The organism is Fictibacillus phosphorivorans (assembly GCF_023715845.1).
Taxonomy (GTDB): Bacteria; Bacillota; Bacilli; order Bacillales; family Fictibacillaceae; genus Fictibacillus; species Fictibacillus phosphorivorans_D.
On record NZ_JAMBOR010000033.1, the window covers coordinates 1 to 17,374 of the forward strand.

At 43.7% G+C, this 17,374-nt stretch carries 15 protein-coding genes; 4 read left to right on the forward strand and 11 right to left on the reverse strand.

Features of this window, described 5'->3' with window-relative positions:
* Window positions 1-289 precede the first annotated feature (289 nt).
* From M3206_RS17845 to M3206_RS17860, 4 genes are all read right to left on the reverse strand, one after another.
* Window positions 290-1,501: a CamS family sex pheromone protein gene (locus M3206_RS17845; protein WP_251313870.1), complete on the reverse strand. Its 1,212-nt coding sequence runs from the start codon at window positions 1,499-1,501 to the stop codon at window positions 290-292.
* Window positions 1,502-1,542: 41 nt separating this feature from the next.
* Window positions 1,543-3,549: an NAD-dependent DNA ligase LigA gene (gene ligA, locus M3206_RS17850; protein ID WP_251313871.1), complete on the reverse strand. Its 2,007-nt coding sequence runs from the start codon at window positions 3,547-3,549 to the stop codon at window positions 1,543-1,545.
* A gap of 21 nt (window positions 3,550-3,570) precedes the next feature.
* Window positions 3,571-5,814 carry a DNA helicase PcrA gene (gene pcrA / locus M3206_RS17855; protein ID WP_251313891.1) on the reverse strand — a complete coding sequence of 748 codons (2,244 nt, stop codon included), beginning with the start codon at window positions 5,812-5,814 and terminating at the stop codon, window positions 3,571-3,573.
* Window positions 5,815-5,877: 63 nt separating this feature from the next.
* Window positions 5,878-6,573 (reverse strand): heptaprenylglyceryl phosphate synthase, encoded by a 696-nt coding sequence (locus tag M3206_RS17860; RefSeq protein WP_251313872.1) that lies wholly within the window; start codon window positions 6,571-6,573, stop codon window positions 5,878-5,880.
* Between the two features lie 379 nt (window positions 6,574-6,952).
* On the opposite strand from M3206_RS17860, the gene M3206_RS17865 reads away from it, so the two are divergent.
* Window positions 6,953-7,486: a GNAT family N-acetyltransferase gene (locus M3206_RS17865; protein ID WP_251313892.1), complete on the forward strand. Its 534-nt coding sequence runs from the start codon at window positions 6,953-6,955 to the stop codon at window positions 7,484-7,486.
* 355 nt (window positions 7,487-7,841) lie between these two features.
* Here M3206_RS17865 and M3206_RS17870 read toward each other — a convergent pair whose 3' ends face one another.
* The 3 genes from M3206_RS17870 to M3206_RS17880 are packed head-to-tail and all read right to left on the reverse strand — an operon-like array spanning window position 7,842 to window position 10,992.
* Window positions 7,842-8,147 carry a YerC/YecD family TrpR-related protein gene (locus tag M3206_RS17870; RefSeq protein ID WP_251313873.1) on the reverse strand — a complete coding sequence of 102 codons (306 nt, stop codon included), beginning with the start codon at window positions 8,145-8,147 and terminating at the stop codon, window positions 7,842-7,844.
* A gap of 20 nt (window positions 8,148-8,167) precedes the next feature.
* A complete protein-coding gene (locus tag M3206_RS17875; protein ID WP_251313874.1) occupies window positions 8,168-9,196 on the reverse strand; it encodes a DUF3048 domain-containing protein in 1,029 nt (342 codons plus the stop codon).
* Window positions 9,197-9,243: 47 nt separating this feature from the next.
* Window positions 9,244-10,992, reverse strand: a complete 1,749-nt coding sequence (locus M3206_RS17880; protein ID WP_251313875.1) for an adenine deaminase C-terminal domain-containing protein — start codon at window positions 10,990-10,992, stop codon at window positions 9,244-9,246.
* 91 nt (window positions 10,993-11,083) lie between these two features.
* Here M3206_RS17880 and M3206_RS17885 point away from each other — a divergent pair, with 91 nt between their 5' ends.
* From M3206_RS17885 to M3206_RS19115, 3 genes are read left to right on the forward strand one after another with little or no spacing between them, the layout of a single operon-like run.
* Entirely contained in the window at window positions 11,084-11,344 is a 261-nt protein-coding gene (locus tag M3206_RS17885; protein ID WP_251313876.1) for a YgaP family membrane protein, read from the forward strand.
* 17 nt (window positions 11,345-11,361) lie between these two features.
* Window positions 11,362-12,633 carry an MFS transporter gene (locus tag M3206_RS17890; RefSeq protein WP_251313877.1) on the forward strand — a complete coding sequence of 424 codons (1,272 nt, stop codon included), beginning with the start codon at window positions 11,362-11,364 and terminating at the stop codon, window positions 12,631-12,633.
* Window positions 12,634-12,681: 48 nt separating this feature from the next.
* Complete coding sequence (locus M3206_RS19115) at window positions 12,682-12,786, forward strand: EYxxD motif small membrane protein (protein WP_349774024.1); 105 nt, start codon at window positions 12,682-12,684, stop codon at window positions 12,784-12,786.
* Here the strand turns inward: M3206_RS19115 and purD are convergent.
* The 4 genes from purD to purM all read right to left on the reverse strand — a co-directional run bounded on the left by purD (window position 12,764) and on the right by purM (window position 17,367).
* Window positions 12,764-14,032 carry a phosphoribosylamine--glycine ligase gene (purD, locus tag M3206_RS17895; RefSeq protein WP_251313878.1) on the reverse strand — a complete coding sequence of 423 codons (1,269 nt, stop codon included), beginning with the start codon at window positions 14,030-14,032 and terminating at the stop codon, window positions 12,764-12,766. The genes M3206_RS19115 and purD overlap by 23 nt on opposite strands.
* Window positions 14,033-14,204: 172 nt before the next feature.
* On the reverse strand, window positions 14,205-15,743 hold the full coding sequence (purH, locus tag M3206_RS17900; RefSeq protein ID WP_251313879.1) for a bifunctional phosphoribosylaminoimidazolecarboxamide formyltransferase/IMP cyclohydrolase: 1,539 nt from the start codon (window positions 15,741-15,743) through the stop codon (window positions 14,205-14,207).
* The gene (gene purN / locus M3206_RS17905) at window positions 15,740-16,330 is read right to left on the reverse strand and encodes a phosphoribosylglycinamide formyltransferase (protein ID WP_251313880.1); all 591 of its coding nucleotides are present in this window, start codon (window positions 16,328-16,330) and stop codon (window positions 15,740-15,742) included. The genes purH and purN overlap by 4 nt, the downstream gene beginning before the upstream one ends.
* The gene (gene purM / locus M3206_RS17910) at window positions 16,327-17,367 is read right to left on the reverse strand and encodes a phosphoribosylformylglycinamidine cyclo-ligase (RefSeq protein ID WP_251313881.1); all 1,041 of its coding nucleotides are present in this window, start codon (window positions 17,365-17,367) and stop codon (window positions 16,327-16,329) included. Before purM ends, purN begins: the two co-directional genes overlap by 4 nt.
* Window positions 17,368-17,374 lie beyond the last annotated feature (7 nt).

Below are 17,374 nucleotides of genomic sequence, written 5' to 3' on the forward strand. Positions count from 1 at the left end.
TAAAGCGCCCATAATAAAAAGCCTCTGTGAAGAGGCTCATTGATGTTCATATGAAAATCCCTTAAGAATGGGACTCAATTGAATATTTCTCACAAAATTTATCTCCACTTTATTGACAGAAGTCCATTTTCGCTCAGAATCCTCTTGCTACGCTCAAAACACCCCTGTTTCGCTCAAACAGCCTTTCACCTACAAAAAACCATTAGAGTTCGCCCAGAAAAAAAAGAAAAGCCAGCGTCAAAAAGCACTTTTTCTGCCTTCAACGCCACCTTTTCATATAAACAGCATATTATTTACGATAAATATGAACAAATGGTTCTTCCTGAGTTGTATCGTCTTTTACGATTAATGCCTCTGGCTGGTCAACGGCCGACCCGATATACACTTCGATCGGAACATTCGGCAGTTCGTTTAAGGCCGATGTGGCGACGAACTGTGTAAAGGAGATGATCTCTGCTTTTCCTCGGAACTGTACAGGAATTTCGATGGTCATTCGCTCTAGGTTCCCTTCTTTATAGAACCCTCTCCCGATGACACCAATAAAATTCGGGAAGTACTCCTGAACTTTGGTTTTGAACGTTGTAAATTTCTCATAATCGCTTCGGACTTTTTTAGAAGCAGTACTTGATGGGAACAAAATATATTCCTCATCGATATCTTCCCAAGAACTGACCGAGTTACTTCCTTTTTTCACAACTCCTGCTGAAAAGAAGTTTCCTGGTGTTACCGCATCACGCTCTTCTTCTTGATAAAGCGCTATGACGATAGGCACATCTTTAAGTTTAGAATCCTGCCGCAAACGGCTCGCCACTTCCCCTGCTATCTTTTGTGCTTCCTTCTTAACTTTTTCTCGATCTAGATTCACTTCACCTGGATAGATCAAGCTATCTTTTTTCACATCAAAGTAATATGTTGAGTTAAAAGACAAACCGACTACTACCCCGCCTAGTTTTACTTTGCCGTCTCCACTTTGGACAAGATAGTTATGCTCGAGAACATAAGAAAGGTATTTCGGGCTGTTCGTGTTGGCCTCTTGCATTTTTTTCACATAATCCGGATCACTTTCAGAGACTTCAACCCCCAGTTTTGGGTTTAAACCAGTCTGAACCAAATTACTTTTACTTTTTCCTGGCTTTTCATCTTCTCTTCTCAGCCAGTTGGTCACAGTAGGTTCGTTTAAGAACTGCCCTTCCTGGAAAAAGTATTTATCGGTATTAAATGTATCTTGAGCTACGCGCATCAAGCCCATTTCGAACTCATTAATATCTAGACGATTATCAACACCATAACGGATTACACCGCGTGCTCCGCCTGGTTCAAACGGAAAAATACTTCTGTAGTACTTTTCCCCAGTATTGATCTCCCCAGTAATAATCGCTTTTTCTTCTTTCTTACCCTTTTCCTGTACAACCTTTTCTTCTTTTTCCAGCTCATCGTCTCCCAGACAGCCAGTTAAAACAAGTAAAAGGCTTAAGAAAAGGAGTCCAACCCGTTTAATCATTACGGACACTCCTCTGATAGATGGTTAGCTCTCGCCAATCTTTATTTGTTCAGCTCATCAACCAATTGCTGCTCATCCCAGATAGCGATGCCAAGCTGCTTCGCTTTATCAAGCTTAGAACCTGCATCTTCTCCCGCGATCAGCATATCTGTATTTTTACTTACGCTTCCGGTCACTTTTGCTCCTAAGCGCTCTAATTTTTCTTTTGCTTCGTTACGAGTTAGAATGGACAGCTTGCCGGTCAGAACAACGGTTTTTCCTGCAAACGGTGTGTCCAGGTCCTCTACTTTAACAAGTTTAGGTCCTTTATACGTCATGTTCACACCAAGTCGCTGCAGTTCTTCCATCAGCTCTTTTACTTCAGGCTTCGAGAAGTATAGTTCAATAGAATCGGCCATCTTTTCCCCGATCTCTTCGACTTCTAAAAGTTGTTCTTTTGTTGCAGCCATTAAGGTCTCCATCGTTTCAAAACGCTGTGCGATCGTCTTTGCCGCTTTTGCTCCTACATGACGGATCCCCAGTCCGAAAAGAAGACGTTCTAGTGAGTTTTCTTTTGATTTCTCGATTGCTGCAAGCAAGTTATCTACAGATTTTTCACCCATGCGTTCTAATTCTAACAGTTTATCACGTTCAAGCTTATATAAATCTGCAACATTATCAATCAGTTTTTCTTTAAAAAGCTGAGCGACTACTTTTTCCCCTAGCCCGTCAATATTCATCGCATTCCTGGAAACAAAATGAATAAAGCCTTCACGGATCTGTGCAGGACATTGCGGATTTAGACAGCGGAGTGCTACTTCACCGTCCAAACGCTCGAGTTTGCTCTCACATTCCGGGCATTCTGTCGGCATGTTAAAGTCCGTCTCGTCACCCGTTCTTCGGTCTGTTATAACGTTAACGACTTCCGGGATAATGTCTCCCGCTTTTTTCACAACCACATAATCGCCGATCTTAATGTCCTTTTCGCGAATCAAGTCTTCATTATGTAATGAAGCGCGTTTGACTGTTGTTCCCGCTACTAAAACAGGCTGCAGCAGTGCTGTTGGCGTGACTACACCTGTACGGCCGACGTTCAGTTCGATTCCTTCAAGCTTTGTAACGACTTCCTCAGCTGGAAACTTGTACGCGATCGCCCAGCGTGGATTTTTCGCAGTAAATCCTAACTCTTCTTGCTGATACAAAGAGTTAACTTTTATTACAATGCCGTCAATCTCATATGGCAGATCCGGACGCTTCTCCTGCCAGGTGTTCACAAACTCGATCACTTCATCAATGTTACCGCATTTCTTCCACTCCGGATTCGTTTTAAAACCTAAATGACTCAAATACGTTAAGCTCTCATCGTGCGAATCGACCGAATGACCTTCAAGCTTACCAATCCCATATACGAAGATATCCAGATTTCGGCTTGCTGCGATCTTCGGATCAAGCTGACGCAAGGAACCTGCTGCAGCATTTCTAGGGTTTGCAAAAAGCTCTTGTCCTTCCTCTTCCCGGTGAGCATTCAGCTTTTGGAAGGATTTCTTCGGCATGAACGCTTCTCCGCGCACTTCGAGCATAACAGGATCTTTTAGCTTAAATGGAAGGGAACGAACGGTTTTTAAATTGTTGGTGATATCCTCACCGACCGTGCCATCGCCACGTGTCGCACCACGAAAGAATCTCCCGTCCTCATAAAGTAGGGAAACCGCGAGACCATCTATTTTGAGCTCGGCTACATATGTAACGTTATCACCGACACCGGCACGTACACGACGGTCAAAGTCCCGAAGATCTTGATCGTTGAATGCATTTCCAAGGCTAAGCATCGGGACCTCGTGCTCCACTTTTTTAAAAAAATCCAAAACAGCACCGCCTACACGTGATGTAGGCGAATGCTCGTCATAGAGTTCTGGATGGTTATTCTCGAGTTCGATCAGTTCTTTCATAAGCTGATCATATTCAGAATCAGGTACAGACGGCTTGTCCAGTACATGATATTCGTAATTGTATTTTTCTAAAAGCTCCCGGAGCTCCAGGATCCGGTCCTTTGCTGTATCTTCGTTCAACCCGCTCCACTCCTTCTTTTCTTACTCTTTTTCGATTGGGGCAAATTTAGCGAGCAGTCTTTTCACACCAACAGGCTGTGGGAATGCGATGTCCAGTTCCAGTGAATCTCCTTCACCGCGCATGCTTACGACTGTACCCGTTTCCCATTTACGGTGTTTGACTCTGTCGCCAACTCTCCAATCTAGTTTTTCCCCGCCAGAAGATTGATAGACAGGGGATACGGTTTTCTTTTTCGGAGTCATGAATGAAGGAGTCGATCCACCACCCGAACGAGCCGAAGCACCCCAAGGAACCGATGGCTTTTCTTTTACCTCTGACTCGATAAGTTCAGCAGGAATTTCTGCGATAAAGCGTGATTCTGGATTCGTATTTGTACGGCCATAGAGCGTACGCATTCTCGCATTTGTTAAGAAAAGCTCTTCTTCCGCACGTGTAATCCCTACATATGCCAGACGGCGCTCTTCCTCCATCTCGTTCTCTTCAAAAAGCGCTCGGCTATGTGGGAATACACCCTCTTCAAGCCCCATCAAGAACACCATAGGGAACTCAAGACCTTTTGCTGAGTGAAGCGTCATTAGAACAACAGCTTCCTTCGGCTTATCTTCTTGCGCAGCATCTTCATCCAGCTTATCGATATCCGCTACAAGCGCAAGGTCAGTAAGGAAGGCGATCAGAGACTTATCATCCTGCTTTTTTTCAAAGTCCTGTGTAACAGAAATAAATTCATCGATGTTCTCTAAACGGCTTTGTGCTTCGATCGTCTTCTCAGCTTTTAAAGCTTCCCGATAACCGGTTTTGCTTAACACTTCTTCTGTTAGTTCTGTCACAGAAAGGAATTCTTGCTGGCGTGTCCAGTTCGTAATAAAGTCTGTAAACTCTTTTAAACTGTTTGTTGCGCGGGTGCTGAGTCCGATTTGTTCGACCTCTAAGAGCGCTTGATACATCGATAGATCGTTATCCGCTGCATATCGTGCCACTTTATCTAAGGATGAAGCACCGATTCCTCGTTTTGGAACATTCACGATACGAGTGAGCGAAATATCGTCGTCCGGATTGGAGATCAGACGGAGGTATGCAAGGATATCCTTGATCTCTTTTCTGTCATAGAACTTCGTGCCGCCGACGATGTTGTAAGGAATGTTAGACTTCATCAAAACTTCCTCGATTACACGTGACTGCGCATTGGTTCTGTAGAGTATCGCAATATCGTTATAAGAACGCTTTCCGGACGAAACCGCTTCACGAATCTTTCCTGCTACGTAATAACTCTCGCCCTGCTCATCGTCACCTTGATAGTAAGTAATGCTGGCTCCATCGTCATTATCTGTCCAAAGGTTCTTCGGCTTACGGTTCATATTGTTTTCGATTACTTTGTTTGCTGCCTGAAGAATCTTTTTAGTAGAACGATAATTTTGTTCGAGCAAGATTACTTTTGCATCGTTGTAATCTTTTTCAAAAGAAAGGATGTTTGCAATATCCGCTCCGCGCCAGCCATAGATCGACTGATCCGAATCCCCGACAACACATAGGTTTCTAAAACGGTCCGCAAGCATGTTTACAAGCATGTATTGCGCACGGTTCGTATCCTGATACTCATCCACGTGGATGTATTGGAACTTGCGTTGATAAAATTCAAGAACTTCTGGAACTTTCGCAAACAATTGGATCGTCGTCATAATGAGATCGTCAAAATCAAGCGCTTGGTTCTTCCTTAAGCGCTTTTCATAATTCTCATATACTTCTTGAACGACTCCTTCAAAATGACCATTTGCCACCTTTGCAAAGTCGGATGCTGTCTTCAGTTCATTTTTTAAAGAAGAGATGGAACTTAAGAGACCACGCGGCTCGTATTTCTTCGGATCATAGTTCAAGTCTTTCAGGATCGCTTTTATAACTGACAATTGATCTGTCGAATCTAAAATCGTAAAGTTACGGTTAATTCCTATACGATCGATGTCACGTCGTAAAATACGTACGCACATGGAGTGGAAGGTAGAGATCCAGATCTCTTCCGCTACAGGACCCGTGATCTTCGCTACCCTTTCCTTCATTTCTCGTGCTGCTTTATTCGTAAATGTGATCGCGAGGATGTTCCATGGCGCCACTTCTTTTTCCATCATTAAATAAGCGATACGGTGTGTCAGCACACGCGTCTTACCGCTTCCCGCTCCAGCCATTAAGAGCAAAGGTCCTTCAGTATGTTTTACCGCTGCTTTTTGCTCAGGGTTAAGCCCCGTTAACAGCTTTTCAATCATTTGATGCATACTCATTATTCATTCACCGCCCGAACATATATTCTCATTTTATTTTCGCTCAACCTGCCGTTTTTAGCAAGTTTTATCCTTAACCGCTTTTACGGTTTCAATGGCAGCTTTTAGGTCCACATATACGATGTTTCCGACCACAACCGTATCAGCAAACTGTGCCATCTCCCCTGCCTGGGCAGCAGATGTGATTCCGCCCCCGTAATAAAAGACGGTGTCCTCAAGTACACCTTTTACCTGTTTCACAATCTCCACATCACCATACGCACCACTGTATTCCAAATAAAAAATAGGCAGCTTAAACATTTTTTCCGCCATACGGGCATATGCTACAACATCATCTGCCGATAGATCTGCGTTAGCATGAGAACGTTTAGCCGCCGTGCATTCAGGATTTAAGATGCAATACCCTTCTGTAAGGATCTCATCCCAGTTCATGATATCGCCGTACTCTTTAAGTGCTTCATGATGCAATCCAGTTATAAAGTTTGCGTCCTTTGCATTGAGAACAGTCGGTATATAGTAAAAATCAAATCCTGGTGTAAGGGATTCAATATTAGAAACTTCAAGTACACATGGAACCGCAAATCTGCGGATGCGTGACATAAGATCCAATGTGTTATCAAGCGTAACCCCTTCAGATCCTCCGACGATGACAGCATCTGTGCCACTCTCGCAAATCAGCTCAAGATCGCTGTCGCTGATCTCTTTATCTGGGTCAAGCTTAAACACATGCTTCCATTCTCTATAATTAAACATGGTGTTCTTCCTTTCGTGAATAAAGGCTGTTTTCTAAAAAATGCTTCAGGTACATTGAATTCTTTATTGCTAGATTGATTGAAGTGTAAGATGCGAGACTCCAGCGGGATCAGCGGGACAGATCAGACCACAGCAGGCTGATAAGGCCTGGGGCTCACCGCACGCCCCGTGGAAAGCGAGCATCTGAAACGGAAATTAACCACTTCTAAAGGCAAAGTTTTACGAAAACAGCATTAATAAATCAACCCGTGCCCTGTGTTTTTCCAGGCCGTTTTCTGTACTTCTGCATTATATCAAAAATAAAGTTCTCACTCTATGATTCATCATGTGGAAAGATTGTGAAGTTCATACTTCAATTTGGGGAGGGTTCTATGTGCTCATGTGGCAAGTTGACGAGGAAATCATGTTGAAACAAGCAGACTTGAAAGAATCTGATTCTATTTTTATGTTGCTCGAGCATTCCCGCGAGCATCTTGGACCTTGGATCAGCTGGGTAGACTATACACAGTCAAACGGAGAGATGAAGCAGTTCATCAAAACGATTAATAAAAAAATGAAAGAACAAACGGATGTGGTTCTGTTTATTTGGTACCGTGGTCAAGCTGCTGGATCGGTCGCTTTGTATGATATCAAGTGGCATAATCAGTCTGGCATGCTGGGATACTGGGTGGGTGCGGGATTTGAAGGACATGGAATTGCACAGCGGGCTGTACGAGGGATGCTTATGTATGCATTTTATACACTAATGCTGAACCGGGTTGAACTCCGTGCTGCAGTTAAAAATGAAAAGAGCGTCAAGCTCGCCCACCGGCTCGGCTTTCAGGCAGAAGGCATCGTCCGGCAAGCAGAATGGAACCGTGGAGAATGCCGAGACCAGGTACAGATGAGTTTGTTGAAGAGTGAGTTTAAGTGAATATAATAAAAAAAGCATTGACCGAACTTCTTAGGTTAATGCTTTTTATTGTTTACTTATTCTTTTTTTCTTCTTGTAGTTCATTCTTATCATCATCTTGATCTAATTCATCGTTCTGTTCTGAAGGTTCTTCGCTTGGATCCCGTACTTGCCCGTCCTGCCTTAGAGAAAGAACTGCCGGAATCCCGCGTTACATGTATTTATTCCTTGCTTAAATTAAATAATCCCACGAAAAGTGTTGAAAATCCCACGTTATAATCAAAATAACCACGAGTCGACACCCCACGACAAAACACGACACCTTGATTACCAAAATAAAAAAACCTGCCGCAGCAGGTTTCTCCTCATACATATACTACTTTGCTTCTTCCTCTGCATGAACGCGATCAAGCACCATAGCGTAGGCATCGTTACCGAAGTTCAGACAGCGCTTCACACGCGAGATCGTCGCTGTGCTTGCACCTGTTTCGTTCTCGATCTTATGATAGGTCTTGCCTTCACGAAGCATGCGTGCCACTTCAAGTCTTTGTGCAAGTGACTGAATCTCGTTCATCGTACAAAGATCGTCAAAGAAACGGTAGCATTCTTCCATATCCTTAAGCGAAAGAACAGATTCAAAAAGTTGATCTAGCGCTTTTCCACGTAGTTTATCAATTTGCATGAAACATGCACTCCTTTTTTCTATTGCATCTTAACTGAACTCTCCATACCACTCGGCACGATGTTGATCCAGGTTTTGCCCGGCAGGAATGCTCCTCCGTCCGGAACGATTCTGCCATTGTCGTTTTTCCACGAGATTCTTTGAGCCACACCATTTTGAATCAAGATCGCATCTCCGCCTGAGGTTAGATTGATTTCACGTCTGCCGGCATCATCGATAACCCGGTGAGCTGCTTCTACGATAAATACATTGCTCACTGTGATTGGAGTTTCAGTTTCCCTATCTATAGTCGGTTCATTGTTGCTGTTTCTAGCGTACGTTTTCTCTTCCTCGGAGTACGTAAATCCTACTGTTTCTCCGCGGCCATAATCAACCAATACCTGTTTGGCTGGTTCGCCTTCCAAATTCACCGTACTCTTTTTTGTCAGGAACGGAAGCATATCCAGCTCATCTTTTCGATCTGCCCCAACCTTATCCATCCCTTTTAAAAGATTTTCAGAGGTTATATAGGAGTTATGAGGAGCTTTTCTGAAACTAGCTCGTTTGAAAAGACTGCCATCATAGTCCATGCCGTTCAAATGTTCAATCGTGCCGCTGTAAAGCATCTGTTTCGCTTCAGGACTGTATCCGTGTGCAACGTAAAAGGCATTGTAGCCTTGAGCAAGTTCAATATAATAGTCTCTCGCACTGCGGACAGGCCCGACAGTTTCTGGTATCTCGCTTTGGAAGATAGCCAGAAAACGAGTAAGTTCTCCCTCAGCTAATACTTCGTACACAATATCAGCTTTATGAAGTCCGGATTGTGGTCTTGCTTTCCAATGGTTATTCACCATGACGGCTACTGCCCGATGATCCACCTCGTCGTTTGTTCCAATCCCAGTGAGGGGAAAGAATGAAGAGAAAGTCTCTTTTTTCTTATCTTTCTTCTTATCGGAAGCTTCTGTTTTATCCAACTTGCCGTCCTCTATCACCTTATCTTTTGTGTCCTTGCAGGCAGACAGCGAAAAAACAAGGATGATAGACATGAAAATCATGTACCACTTTTTCATTGGGCTCACAACCTTTGTATCATTATTTTGCCCAATCCTTTTCTATATTAACGCATAATCGAAGGAAAGAGTAACCCTTTCTTTTTAACATCGTAAATGCCTCTTTGCGTAATCCGGATATATGGCAAATGTGTTGAAGAAAAGAACAATAGAGAATAGATCGGATCTTCATACTGATAGCCCCGGTCTCTTAAAGCACGCGTAAGAGCTTTTTCTTCCGCTATTAGTTCTTCTACAGCAAGATTCGACATTCCTCCCGCCAACGGAAGATTAATCTCAGCTACCACTTTGCCTTTCTCCGTAAGAACGATACCTCCGCCTATTTCCTTTAATCGTTCAAATGCTAACAACATATCTTTTTTGCTTTTACCGATTATGAGAAGGTCTCCTGTATTGGAATAGGAACTTGCAAACCCGTGCAGACTTTTTGCAAATCCCTTTACGATCGTATTCGTCCGCCACTTTCCATCTTTATCAATGAGCATAAGGAAGCACTCGTCTGATTCTTCGTTAATCTCTTCAGAAAAAGGATTGATCGATACATTATATGGTCGAGTGATGACACTATTGTACATTTCTATGCCAACTAGGCCTGAAAACGTAAAATCTTCATCATTTAAGTTCCAATCTATATTTCTACGCTGAATGCCATGCTCTTCCCAATCAAATGCAAAATCAGCATCCACGCTCGTATCCACGCCATCGCGCTTCATCCACTTCCCTTTTGCTAGAACAGAAACCGGCAGTGGATTTCGTACATCGTCCAAAATATTTAAATGCGCCACACGCCCTGGAGCTACCATTCCAAATAGGTGGTCCATTCCATAATAGCGTGCCACATTATACGAGACCATCATGTAAGCATCCACTGGATCGATGCCAGCCTCAAGAGCGATCTCAAGCATCTTATCCGTTACGCCTTCCTCATAAAAAGCAGGTGTTGATCCATCAGTTGTAAAGAAGATTCGTTCAAAGTTCGTAATGCCTTCTTCCTTCATCTGCCGCAACAACTTCGGAAGATCTGGTCGGATTGACGAATAACGAAGTGACACTTGAAGCCCTGCATTGAGCCGGTCCATGACCTCTGTTCCAGTCATCGCTTCATGATCACAATCGACACCGAGCAGCGTCATCGCGGTTAACGTTTTCTGTGATGCTCCCGGCAGATGTCCTTCGATCTTTTTGCCAGCTTTCTTCGTCTTCAGCATCCAATGCAACAGTGTATCGTCACCATGAAGAACGCGCGGCCAGCTGGTCAATTCTCCACCTTGCAAAACATATGGGCTTTCAAGCAATCTTTTAATAGACGTTTCAGAAAAATAGTTCTCCTCTTCCTCTAGTTCTGTTTGAGCATCATAACGGCACCACCAAAAGAAATGAGCAGGCATTTCGTTCACGTTTTCCATAAAAGAAAGCGCTTTCGAAATATTCATTTCAAAAAGAAGCATGAAGTTATCGGCTAAAAATACAGAGGTCCCACGCTGTAATGCATATCGGGAGAGCGTCTGGGGATTATAAAGTTGAAAAGGATGACAATGCGGTTCAATATATCCAGGCACGACAAAACGGCCATCAAGATCCGTATATTCGGTACCTGTATCGTTGGCTGGCAGCTTTTCGCCAACATAAATGATACGGTCTTCTAAAATCCAAATATTTGCCTTTGTCCATTTTTTAAGGGCTGTATTCAGGTAAGTAGCATTTTTCAAGACAAGAGACGGTGCCATTTCACCTTGAATGACGGCCACTTGTTTGCGCATTTGTGACTTTTTCCAAAACGCGATGTGTTGGTTCATGTTGGGTTCACCTGTCTTCTCTTTAAATTTCGTTTTTTCAAGAATACCATAATCACCAAGTAAATTGGTAAAAATCGAAAGGAGTATCTCTATGAAACAAAATATTGGATTAGTAAACAGCATGATCCGTATCATAGCTGGCCTGACACTACTCTCTGTTTATACGGCGAAACTAACAAGAAAGCCTTACAAAGAGTCCTATATCCTTATGATTTTGATGGCCGCCATGAAAGTAGCAGAAGGCATCGTACGATATTGTCCGATGACTGACCTTCTTCATAAAAGCAAAGAAATGAACGATATGGATTTAGGCACAATCGCTAAGGAAGGTTCACCGTTTAATCCTTCTTAAACGTTAGGGGGCATAGGATGCCGACACACTCTATATTAAAGGGCAATCGGGCCTTATTGAGTCTTTTGATCATCGTATTTATTACACATCTCGGATCCTATCTAGTGCTGCCTGTTCTGCCGATTTTATTAAAAGCAGAAACGGGGCTTAGAGCAGCACAGATCGGATTTACCCTCGCAGTGATTTCTGTGTTCATGCAGATAGGAAGTGTGGTGGGCGGGGTTCTGGCTGACCGTACAGGAAGACGTTTTATTATTGCGATAGGAGCATTGATCAGGGCTGCAGGTTTGATCGGTTTTGCGTTTTTTACCTCGTACATTCTTATCTTGTTAACAGCAGCGGTTAGCGGTTTAGGACTTGGCTTGAATGCACCTTCAACTAAAGCGTTCATCTCTTCACTCGTAAAAGAGGACATGAGGTCTACCGCATTTTCGCTTCGAGGTATCTTTGCGAATATCGGGATGGCTCTTGCAGGCTTAACAGTGTTTGCTTTGTTTACGGATAACGCCAGACTTATTTTCATAACGGCTGCCGTGATCTATGTAAGTGCCAGTATCATCAGTTGGTTCTTCCTGCCTGCTGGATGTGGTGAGGAACATTGCAAAAAAGTCCAATGGACCGAATATAAAAAAGCTCTTACTAACATTCCTTTTCTCGTGTTTGTCGTAGCCACAATCTTTGTTTGGGCACTCTATGTTCAGTTCGCACTCATCTTACCGCTGCGTGCTGAGAGCGTCTTAAACAACGGGAAAGATATAAGCATCATATGGACGATCAACAGCATTACCGTCATTCTGACACAGACGTTGATCACAAAAAATATTATCCGGAACATTCATCCCTTTACATCTATCGGACTTGGTACAGTTTTAATCGGCTTATCACTAGGCAGTTTATTTTTCGCAAACACTTTATTTTTCTTCGTGTTTACAGGATTGATCTTTATTGCAGGGGAGATGCTGCTCATGCCTACGCTTGATACTTCTGTATCCCAGCTTGCGGCAGCCCGTTTTCTAGGCATGTTCTTTGGACTTGCCAGTGTTTTCACAGGGGTCGGTGAAGCGATCGGAAACTTTTTGGGAGGGAGACTTTTCGAGCTTTCACGTGGCGGTGAAAATGCCGTTCCTTATATCATTTACGTCATTGCAGGGGTCGCAGTATTTCTTGGCATGCAATTTTTAAGAAGATGGGGGCCGCTTACTATTATCGAGCCTCCAAAACCTGCAGATACAGCTTCACCCATCACCGATTCTGCAACATCTCATCCCAATCCAATAAAAGAAAGCTGACTCACCAAAGATGGTCAGTCAGCTCGACTAAAAAGGAGAATGCCTCTCATGAACTATGAATATTTAATGGATACTGCTTTTCTATACATTCTGCTGATTGGCGGAATCATCGCCATCACTTACGTGTTTATCAGGAAGAAACGTGTGAAATAGCTTTATATCCGATATCTTTGCGATAAAATGAACCTTCGCAAGTAATCTTTTTCATTTCTTCGTAAACGTTTCGCTGCGCCTCTTCAAGCGTTTTACCCTTTGATGCAGCTAAAAGCACTCTGCCGCCATCCGTCAGTAATGTATCTCCTGACGTTTTCGTACCTGCATGAAACACATTTGTGTCCCTAGCGATTTCGTCAAGACCTGTAATTGGCATTGATTCAGAGGATGAAACGGGGTAGCCTTCTGATGCAAGAACCACACCGAGTACAGCTTCTTCAGACCATGTGAGTTCCGACTTTCTGCCATCTAACAAGGAGATGAGTAATTCCCCAAGATCGTTTTCTAGCCTCGGTAAAATCACTTGCGTTTCCGGATCGCCAAACCGCGCATTGAACTCAATCACTTTTGGTCCTTCTTTTGTGAGAATGAGGCCCGCATAAAGGATACCTGTAAAAGGTGTACCTTCCTTTTCCATTGCCATAACCGTCGGTAATACAATGTTCTGAATCGCATTTTGAACCGCTGCATCTGGAATCTGAGGAACCGGAGAATAGGCGCCCATGCCGCCTGTGTTCGGACCTTGATCTCCATCATAGGCACGCTTATGATCTTGCGCGATCTCCATCGGAAGTACAATCTCGTCATGTACGAACGACATCAACGAAAACTCTTCACCTTCTAGGAATTCCTCTACAACAACTTTTTCGCTCGCTGCACCAAATCGTTTATCTACCATCAGTTCGTACAAACCCTCTTCAGCTTCCTCGAGCGTCATTGCAACAATAACCCCTTTACCTGCTGCAAGACCGTCCGCTTTTAATACGATAGGTGCGCCTTGTTCTCTTACATAGGAGAGTGCCTGATCGTAATTGGTGAACGTTTCGGAAGATGCAGTAGGGATTCCATACTTTTGCATAAGATTTTTCGCAAAAGACTTGCTTCCTTCAATCTGTGCTGCCGCTTTTGACGGTCCGAAGATTCTAAGTCCTGCTTCTTCAAACTGATCCACGATTCCGTTTAAAAGAGGTACTTCTGGTCCAACAAACGTCAGATCGATCTCTTTTGATTTTGCAAAAGCTACTAGTTCATGAATCTCGCTTTCCTTAATGGCTACATTTTCAGCGATTTTTTCAGTACCGGGATTACCTGGCGCGGCGTACACGCGTGACACACTAGGGCTGTTGGCAAACTTCCAAACAAGCGCATGCTCGCGTCCGCCTTTTCCGATGACAAGAACGTTCATTGGCGGTTCCTCCTTTTTATAATTGGATAGTGCATATGGAATTTTACATGTTGTTGTATAGTGCCGTGTTACGTACGTGTTCTTTTATTTATTACACGTTCGCGCAGTATTCTTGAGTACCGCGCAAAATCCGCATCTCTATCTAAAATACAGCTAAAATATCACATATATTTTAGTGTTTGAAGTGTCTTACACCTGTAAACACCATCGTTATACCGTGTTCGTCTGCTTTTTTGATTGAATCTTCGTCTTTAATGGATCCGCCTGGCTGAATAATCGCCGTTACGCCAGCGCGTGCTGCTGCTTCAACCGTATCATCCATCGGGAAGAACGCATCTGAACCAAGTGCTGCACCTTGTGAACGTTCGCCGGCTTGTTCAATCGCGATCTTCGCTGCACCGACACGATTCATCTGTCCTGCACCAACGCCAACTGTCATTTCGTCCTTCGCAAGTAAAATCGCGTTTGATTTCACGTGTTTTACTACCTTCCAAGCGAGCTTGAGATCTTTCCATTCTTGCTCGGTCGGCTGGCGTTTTGTAGGAATCGTCACGTTTGCATCATCTAACCCATAAACGTCTTCCTCTTGAACGAGCATCCCGCCGGAAACACTCGTGATTTTCTTCGCAATTTTATTTTCGTCTATAAAATCAAGCTTCAATAGACGAATGTTCTTTTTCTTCGTTAGTATCTCTAACGCTTCCTCTGTAAAAGAAGGAGCAATAATAATCTCTAAAAAGATTTCAGCCATTTTCTCTGCTGTTATAGCATCTACTTCTTTATTTGAAGCAATGATTCCACCAAAAATGGAAACCGGATCTGCTTCAAAAGCACGTGTATACGCTTCTAGAACAGTTGAGCCTGTACCGACTCCACAAGGATTCATATGTTTCACAGCCACAACTGCCGGGTCAACAAACTCTTTCACGATCGAAAGTGCTGCATCGGCATCGTTGATGTTGTTGTAAGAAAGTTCTTTTCCGTGAAGTTGTTCAGCGTTTGTTAATGAAAGTGATCCTGCTAGCGGTTTTGCATAGAACGCCGCTTTTTGGTGAGGATTTTCACCATAGCGAAGATCTTGCTTCTTCTCATACGTGACCGTAAATGATTCAGGGTGCTCCTCTTCTACAGCTGCTGTTAAGTATTCCGCGATCAACGCATCATACGCTGCTGTATGACGGAACGTTTTCGCTGCAAGTCTGCGGCGCGTCTCTTCGCTCACTGAACCTGCATTCTCTAGTTCACCCGCAACTGTGTCATAATCTTTCGGATCAACGATAACCGTAACATATGCATGATTTTTTGCTGCAGAACGAAGCATGCTCGGTCCGCCGATATCAATGTTCTCAATCGCATCTGAAAACGTAGTGTCTTCTTTTGCAATCGTTTCTTTAAACGGATAGAGGTTCACGACAACAAGATCGATCGGTGCGATCTCATGTTCTTGCATCGCTTGTTTGTGTGTTTCGTTGTCACGTACAGCTAAAAGCCCACCGTGAATTTTCGGATGCAACGTTTTAACACGGCCATCCATGATCTCAGGAAAACCTGTCACTTCGGAGATTCCGATAACCGGAATTCCTGCTTCTTCTAATGCTTTTTTTGTTCCGCCAGTCGAGATGATCTCGACACCACGGCTCGCTAACTTTTCTGCAAAAGGAAGTAAGCCTTCTTTGTTAGATACGGATACGAGTGCTCGTTTAATCGTCATTGTACAATGCCTCCTACGGTGTCTTTTTGTAATAGTTTGTTTATAACGGCCGGGTACAATTGATGTTCAGCTTTCTGAATACGCTCTTGCAGCGTTTCTCTTGTATCTCCAGGCAATACCGGAATCTTCACTTGTTCAATGATCGGTCCTGTGTCCATTCCGCTGTCTACATAATGTACAGTAACGCCTGTCTCTGCAACATTCGCTTCTAATGCCTGACCGACTGCATCCTTGCCTGGGAATGCTGGCAGGAACGAAGGATGAATATTAACGATACTTCCTTCATACGCATCGAGCAGCACGTTACCAATGAGGCGCATATAGCCTGCAAGTACAATAAACTCAACGCCATGTTCCTCAAGTTCTTTTACAATCTCTTTTTCAAATTGCTCTTTAGAGGCAAACGTCTTTGGCACAAAAGTAAAAACCGGAATATTAAACTTACGGGCTCTTTCGATGACTTTTGCTCCAGGCTTGTCACAAACTAGAAGCTGAATGTCAGCTTTTAGCGTTCCATCTTTCACAGCTTCTGCAATTGCTTGAAAGTTGCTTCCGCTTCCTGATGCAAAAACAGCTACTTTTTTCATTCGATTGACCCTCCGCCAAAGATCACGCCTTCCCCTTTTCTAACACGTCCGATGATATAAGGCTTTTCTCCGGTTTCTTCTAAAAGCCGGATGACTGGCAGCATGTTCTCTTCTGAAACAGAAAGAACCATCCCGATACCCATATTAAACGTCGTAAACATCTCTTTCCGTGTAAGGTTACCTTTTTCTTCGATCAGATCAAAAATTGGTGGAACAGGCCAAGAGCCATAATCAACCTCTGCAGCAAGTCCTTCAGGCAGCATGCGCGGAATATTTTCGTTAAAGCCACCGCCTGTAATATGAGCCACTCCGTTTACATCGAATTTATTATAGACTTCTAATAACGGCTTTACATAGATTCTTGTAGGTGTCAGAAGCTCTTCACCAAGCGGTTTAGACAACCCAGCATAGGTTTCCTTTACATCTAACCCAGCATCCTCTAACAAAACCTTTCGTACAAGCGAAAAGCCGTTCGAGTGCAATCCGTTTGAAGCAAGACCGATCAAGATATCGTTCTCTCCGATTTGTGAGCCGTTGATCAGCTTCGATTTCTCAGCGATCCCCACGGTAAAACCTGCAAGGTCATACTCTTCACTGCTGTACATGCCTGGCATCTCAGCTGTCTCTCCCCCGATAAGCGCACAGCCAGCTTGTTCACAGCCATCCGCGATGCCTTTTACGATCTGCTCTACTTTTTCAGGGTGAAGTGTGCCGCAAGCAATATAGTCCAGGAAATAAAGCGGCTCTGCTCCTTGCGCGACGATATCGTTCACACACATGGCAACGGCATCTACACCAATCGTGTCATGTTTATCTACTGCAAAAGCGAGCATCAATTTTGTTCCTACTCCGTCTGTTCCGGAAACAAGGACTGGTTCCGTATGTGAAAAACCTGAAAGATCAAACATTGCACCAAACCCGCCAAGTCCCGCTAGTACTTCTGGACGTTTTGTTCGCAATGAATGTTTCTTGATCCGGTCAACCGCTTCATAACCTGCTTCGATATTTACTCCCGCTTGCTTATATGCTTCTGCCATCGACTTC

Excerpts from the sequence above, each read along its gene's own strand:
- M3206_RS17845 (WP_251313870.1), bottom strand. The coding sequence starts at position 1,501 with ATGATTAAACGGGTTGGACTCCTTTTCTTAAGCCTTTTACTTGTTTTA.
- pcrA (WP_251313891.1), bottom strand. The coding sequence starts at position 5,814 with ATGCATCAAATGATTGAAAAGCTGTTAACGGGGCTTAACCCTGAGCAA.
- M3206_RS17860 (WP_251313872.1), bottom strand. The coding sequence starts at position 6,573 with ATGTTTAATTATAGAGAATGGAAGCATGTGTTTAAGCTTGACCCAGAT.
- M3206_RS17865 (WP_251313892.1), top strand. The coding sequence starts at position 6,953 with ATGTGGCAAGTTGACGAGGAAATCATGTTGAAACAAGCAGACTTGAAA.
- M3206_RS17870 (WP_251313873.1), bottom strand. The coding sequence starts at position 8,147 with ATGCAAATTGATAAACTACGTGGAAAAGCGCTAGATCAACTTTTTGAA.
- M3206_RS17875 (WP_251313874.1), bottom strand. The coding sequence starts at position 9,196 with ATGAAAAAGTGGTACATGATTTTCATGTCTATCATCCTTGTTTTTTCG.
- M3206_RS17880 (WP_251313875.1), bottom strand. The coding sequence starts at position 10,992 with ATGAACCAACACATCGCGTTTTGGAAAAAGTCACAAATGCGCAAACAA.
- M3206_RS17885 (WP_251313876.1), top strand. The coding sequence starts at position 11,084 with ATGAAACAAAATATTGGATTAGTAAACAGCATGATCCGTATCATAGCT.
- M3206_RS17890 (WP_251313877.1), top strand. The coding sequence starts at position 11,362 with ATGCCGACACACTCTATATTAAAGGGCAATCGGGCCTTATTGAGTCTT.
- M3206_RS19115 (WP_349774024.1), top strand. The coding sequence starts at position 12,682 with ATGAACTATGAATATTTAATGGATACTGCTTTTCTATACATTCTGCTG.
- purD (WP_251313878.1), bottom strand. The coding sequence starts at position 14,032 with ATGAACGTTCTTGTCATCGGAAAAGGCGGACGCGAGCATGCGCTTGTT.
- purH (WP_251313879.1), bottom strand. The coding sequence starts at position 15,743 with ATGACGATTAAACGAGCACTCGTATCCGTATCTAACAAAGAAGGCTTA.
- purN (WP_251313880.1), bottom strand. The coding sequence starts at position 16,330 with ATGAAAAAAGTAGCTGTTTTTGCATCAGGAAGCGGAAGCAACTTTCAA.
- purM (WP_251313881.1), bottom strand. The coding sequence starts at position 17,367 with ATGGCAGAAGCATATAAGCAAGCGGGAGTAAATATCGAAGCAGGTTAT.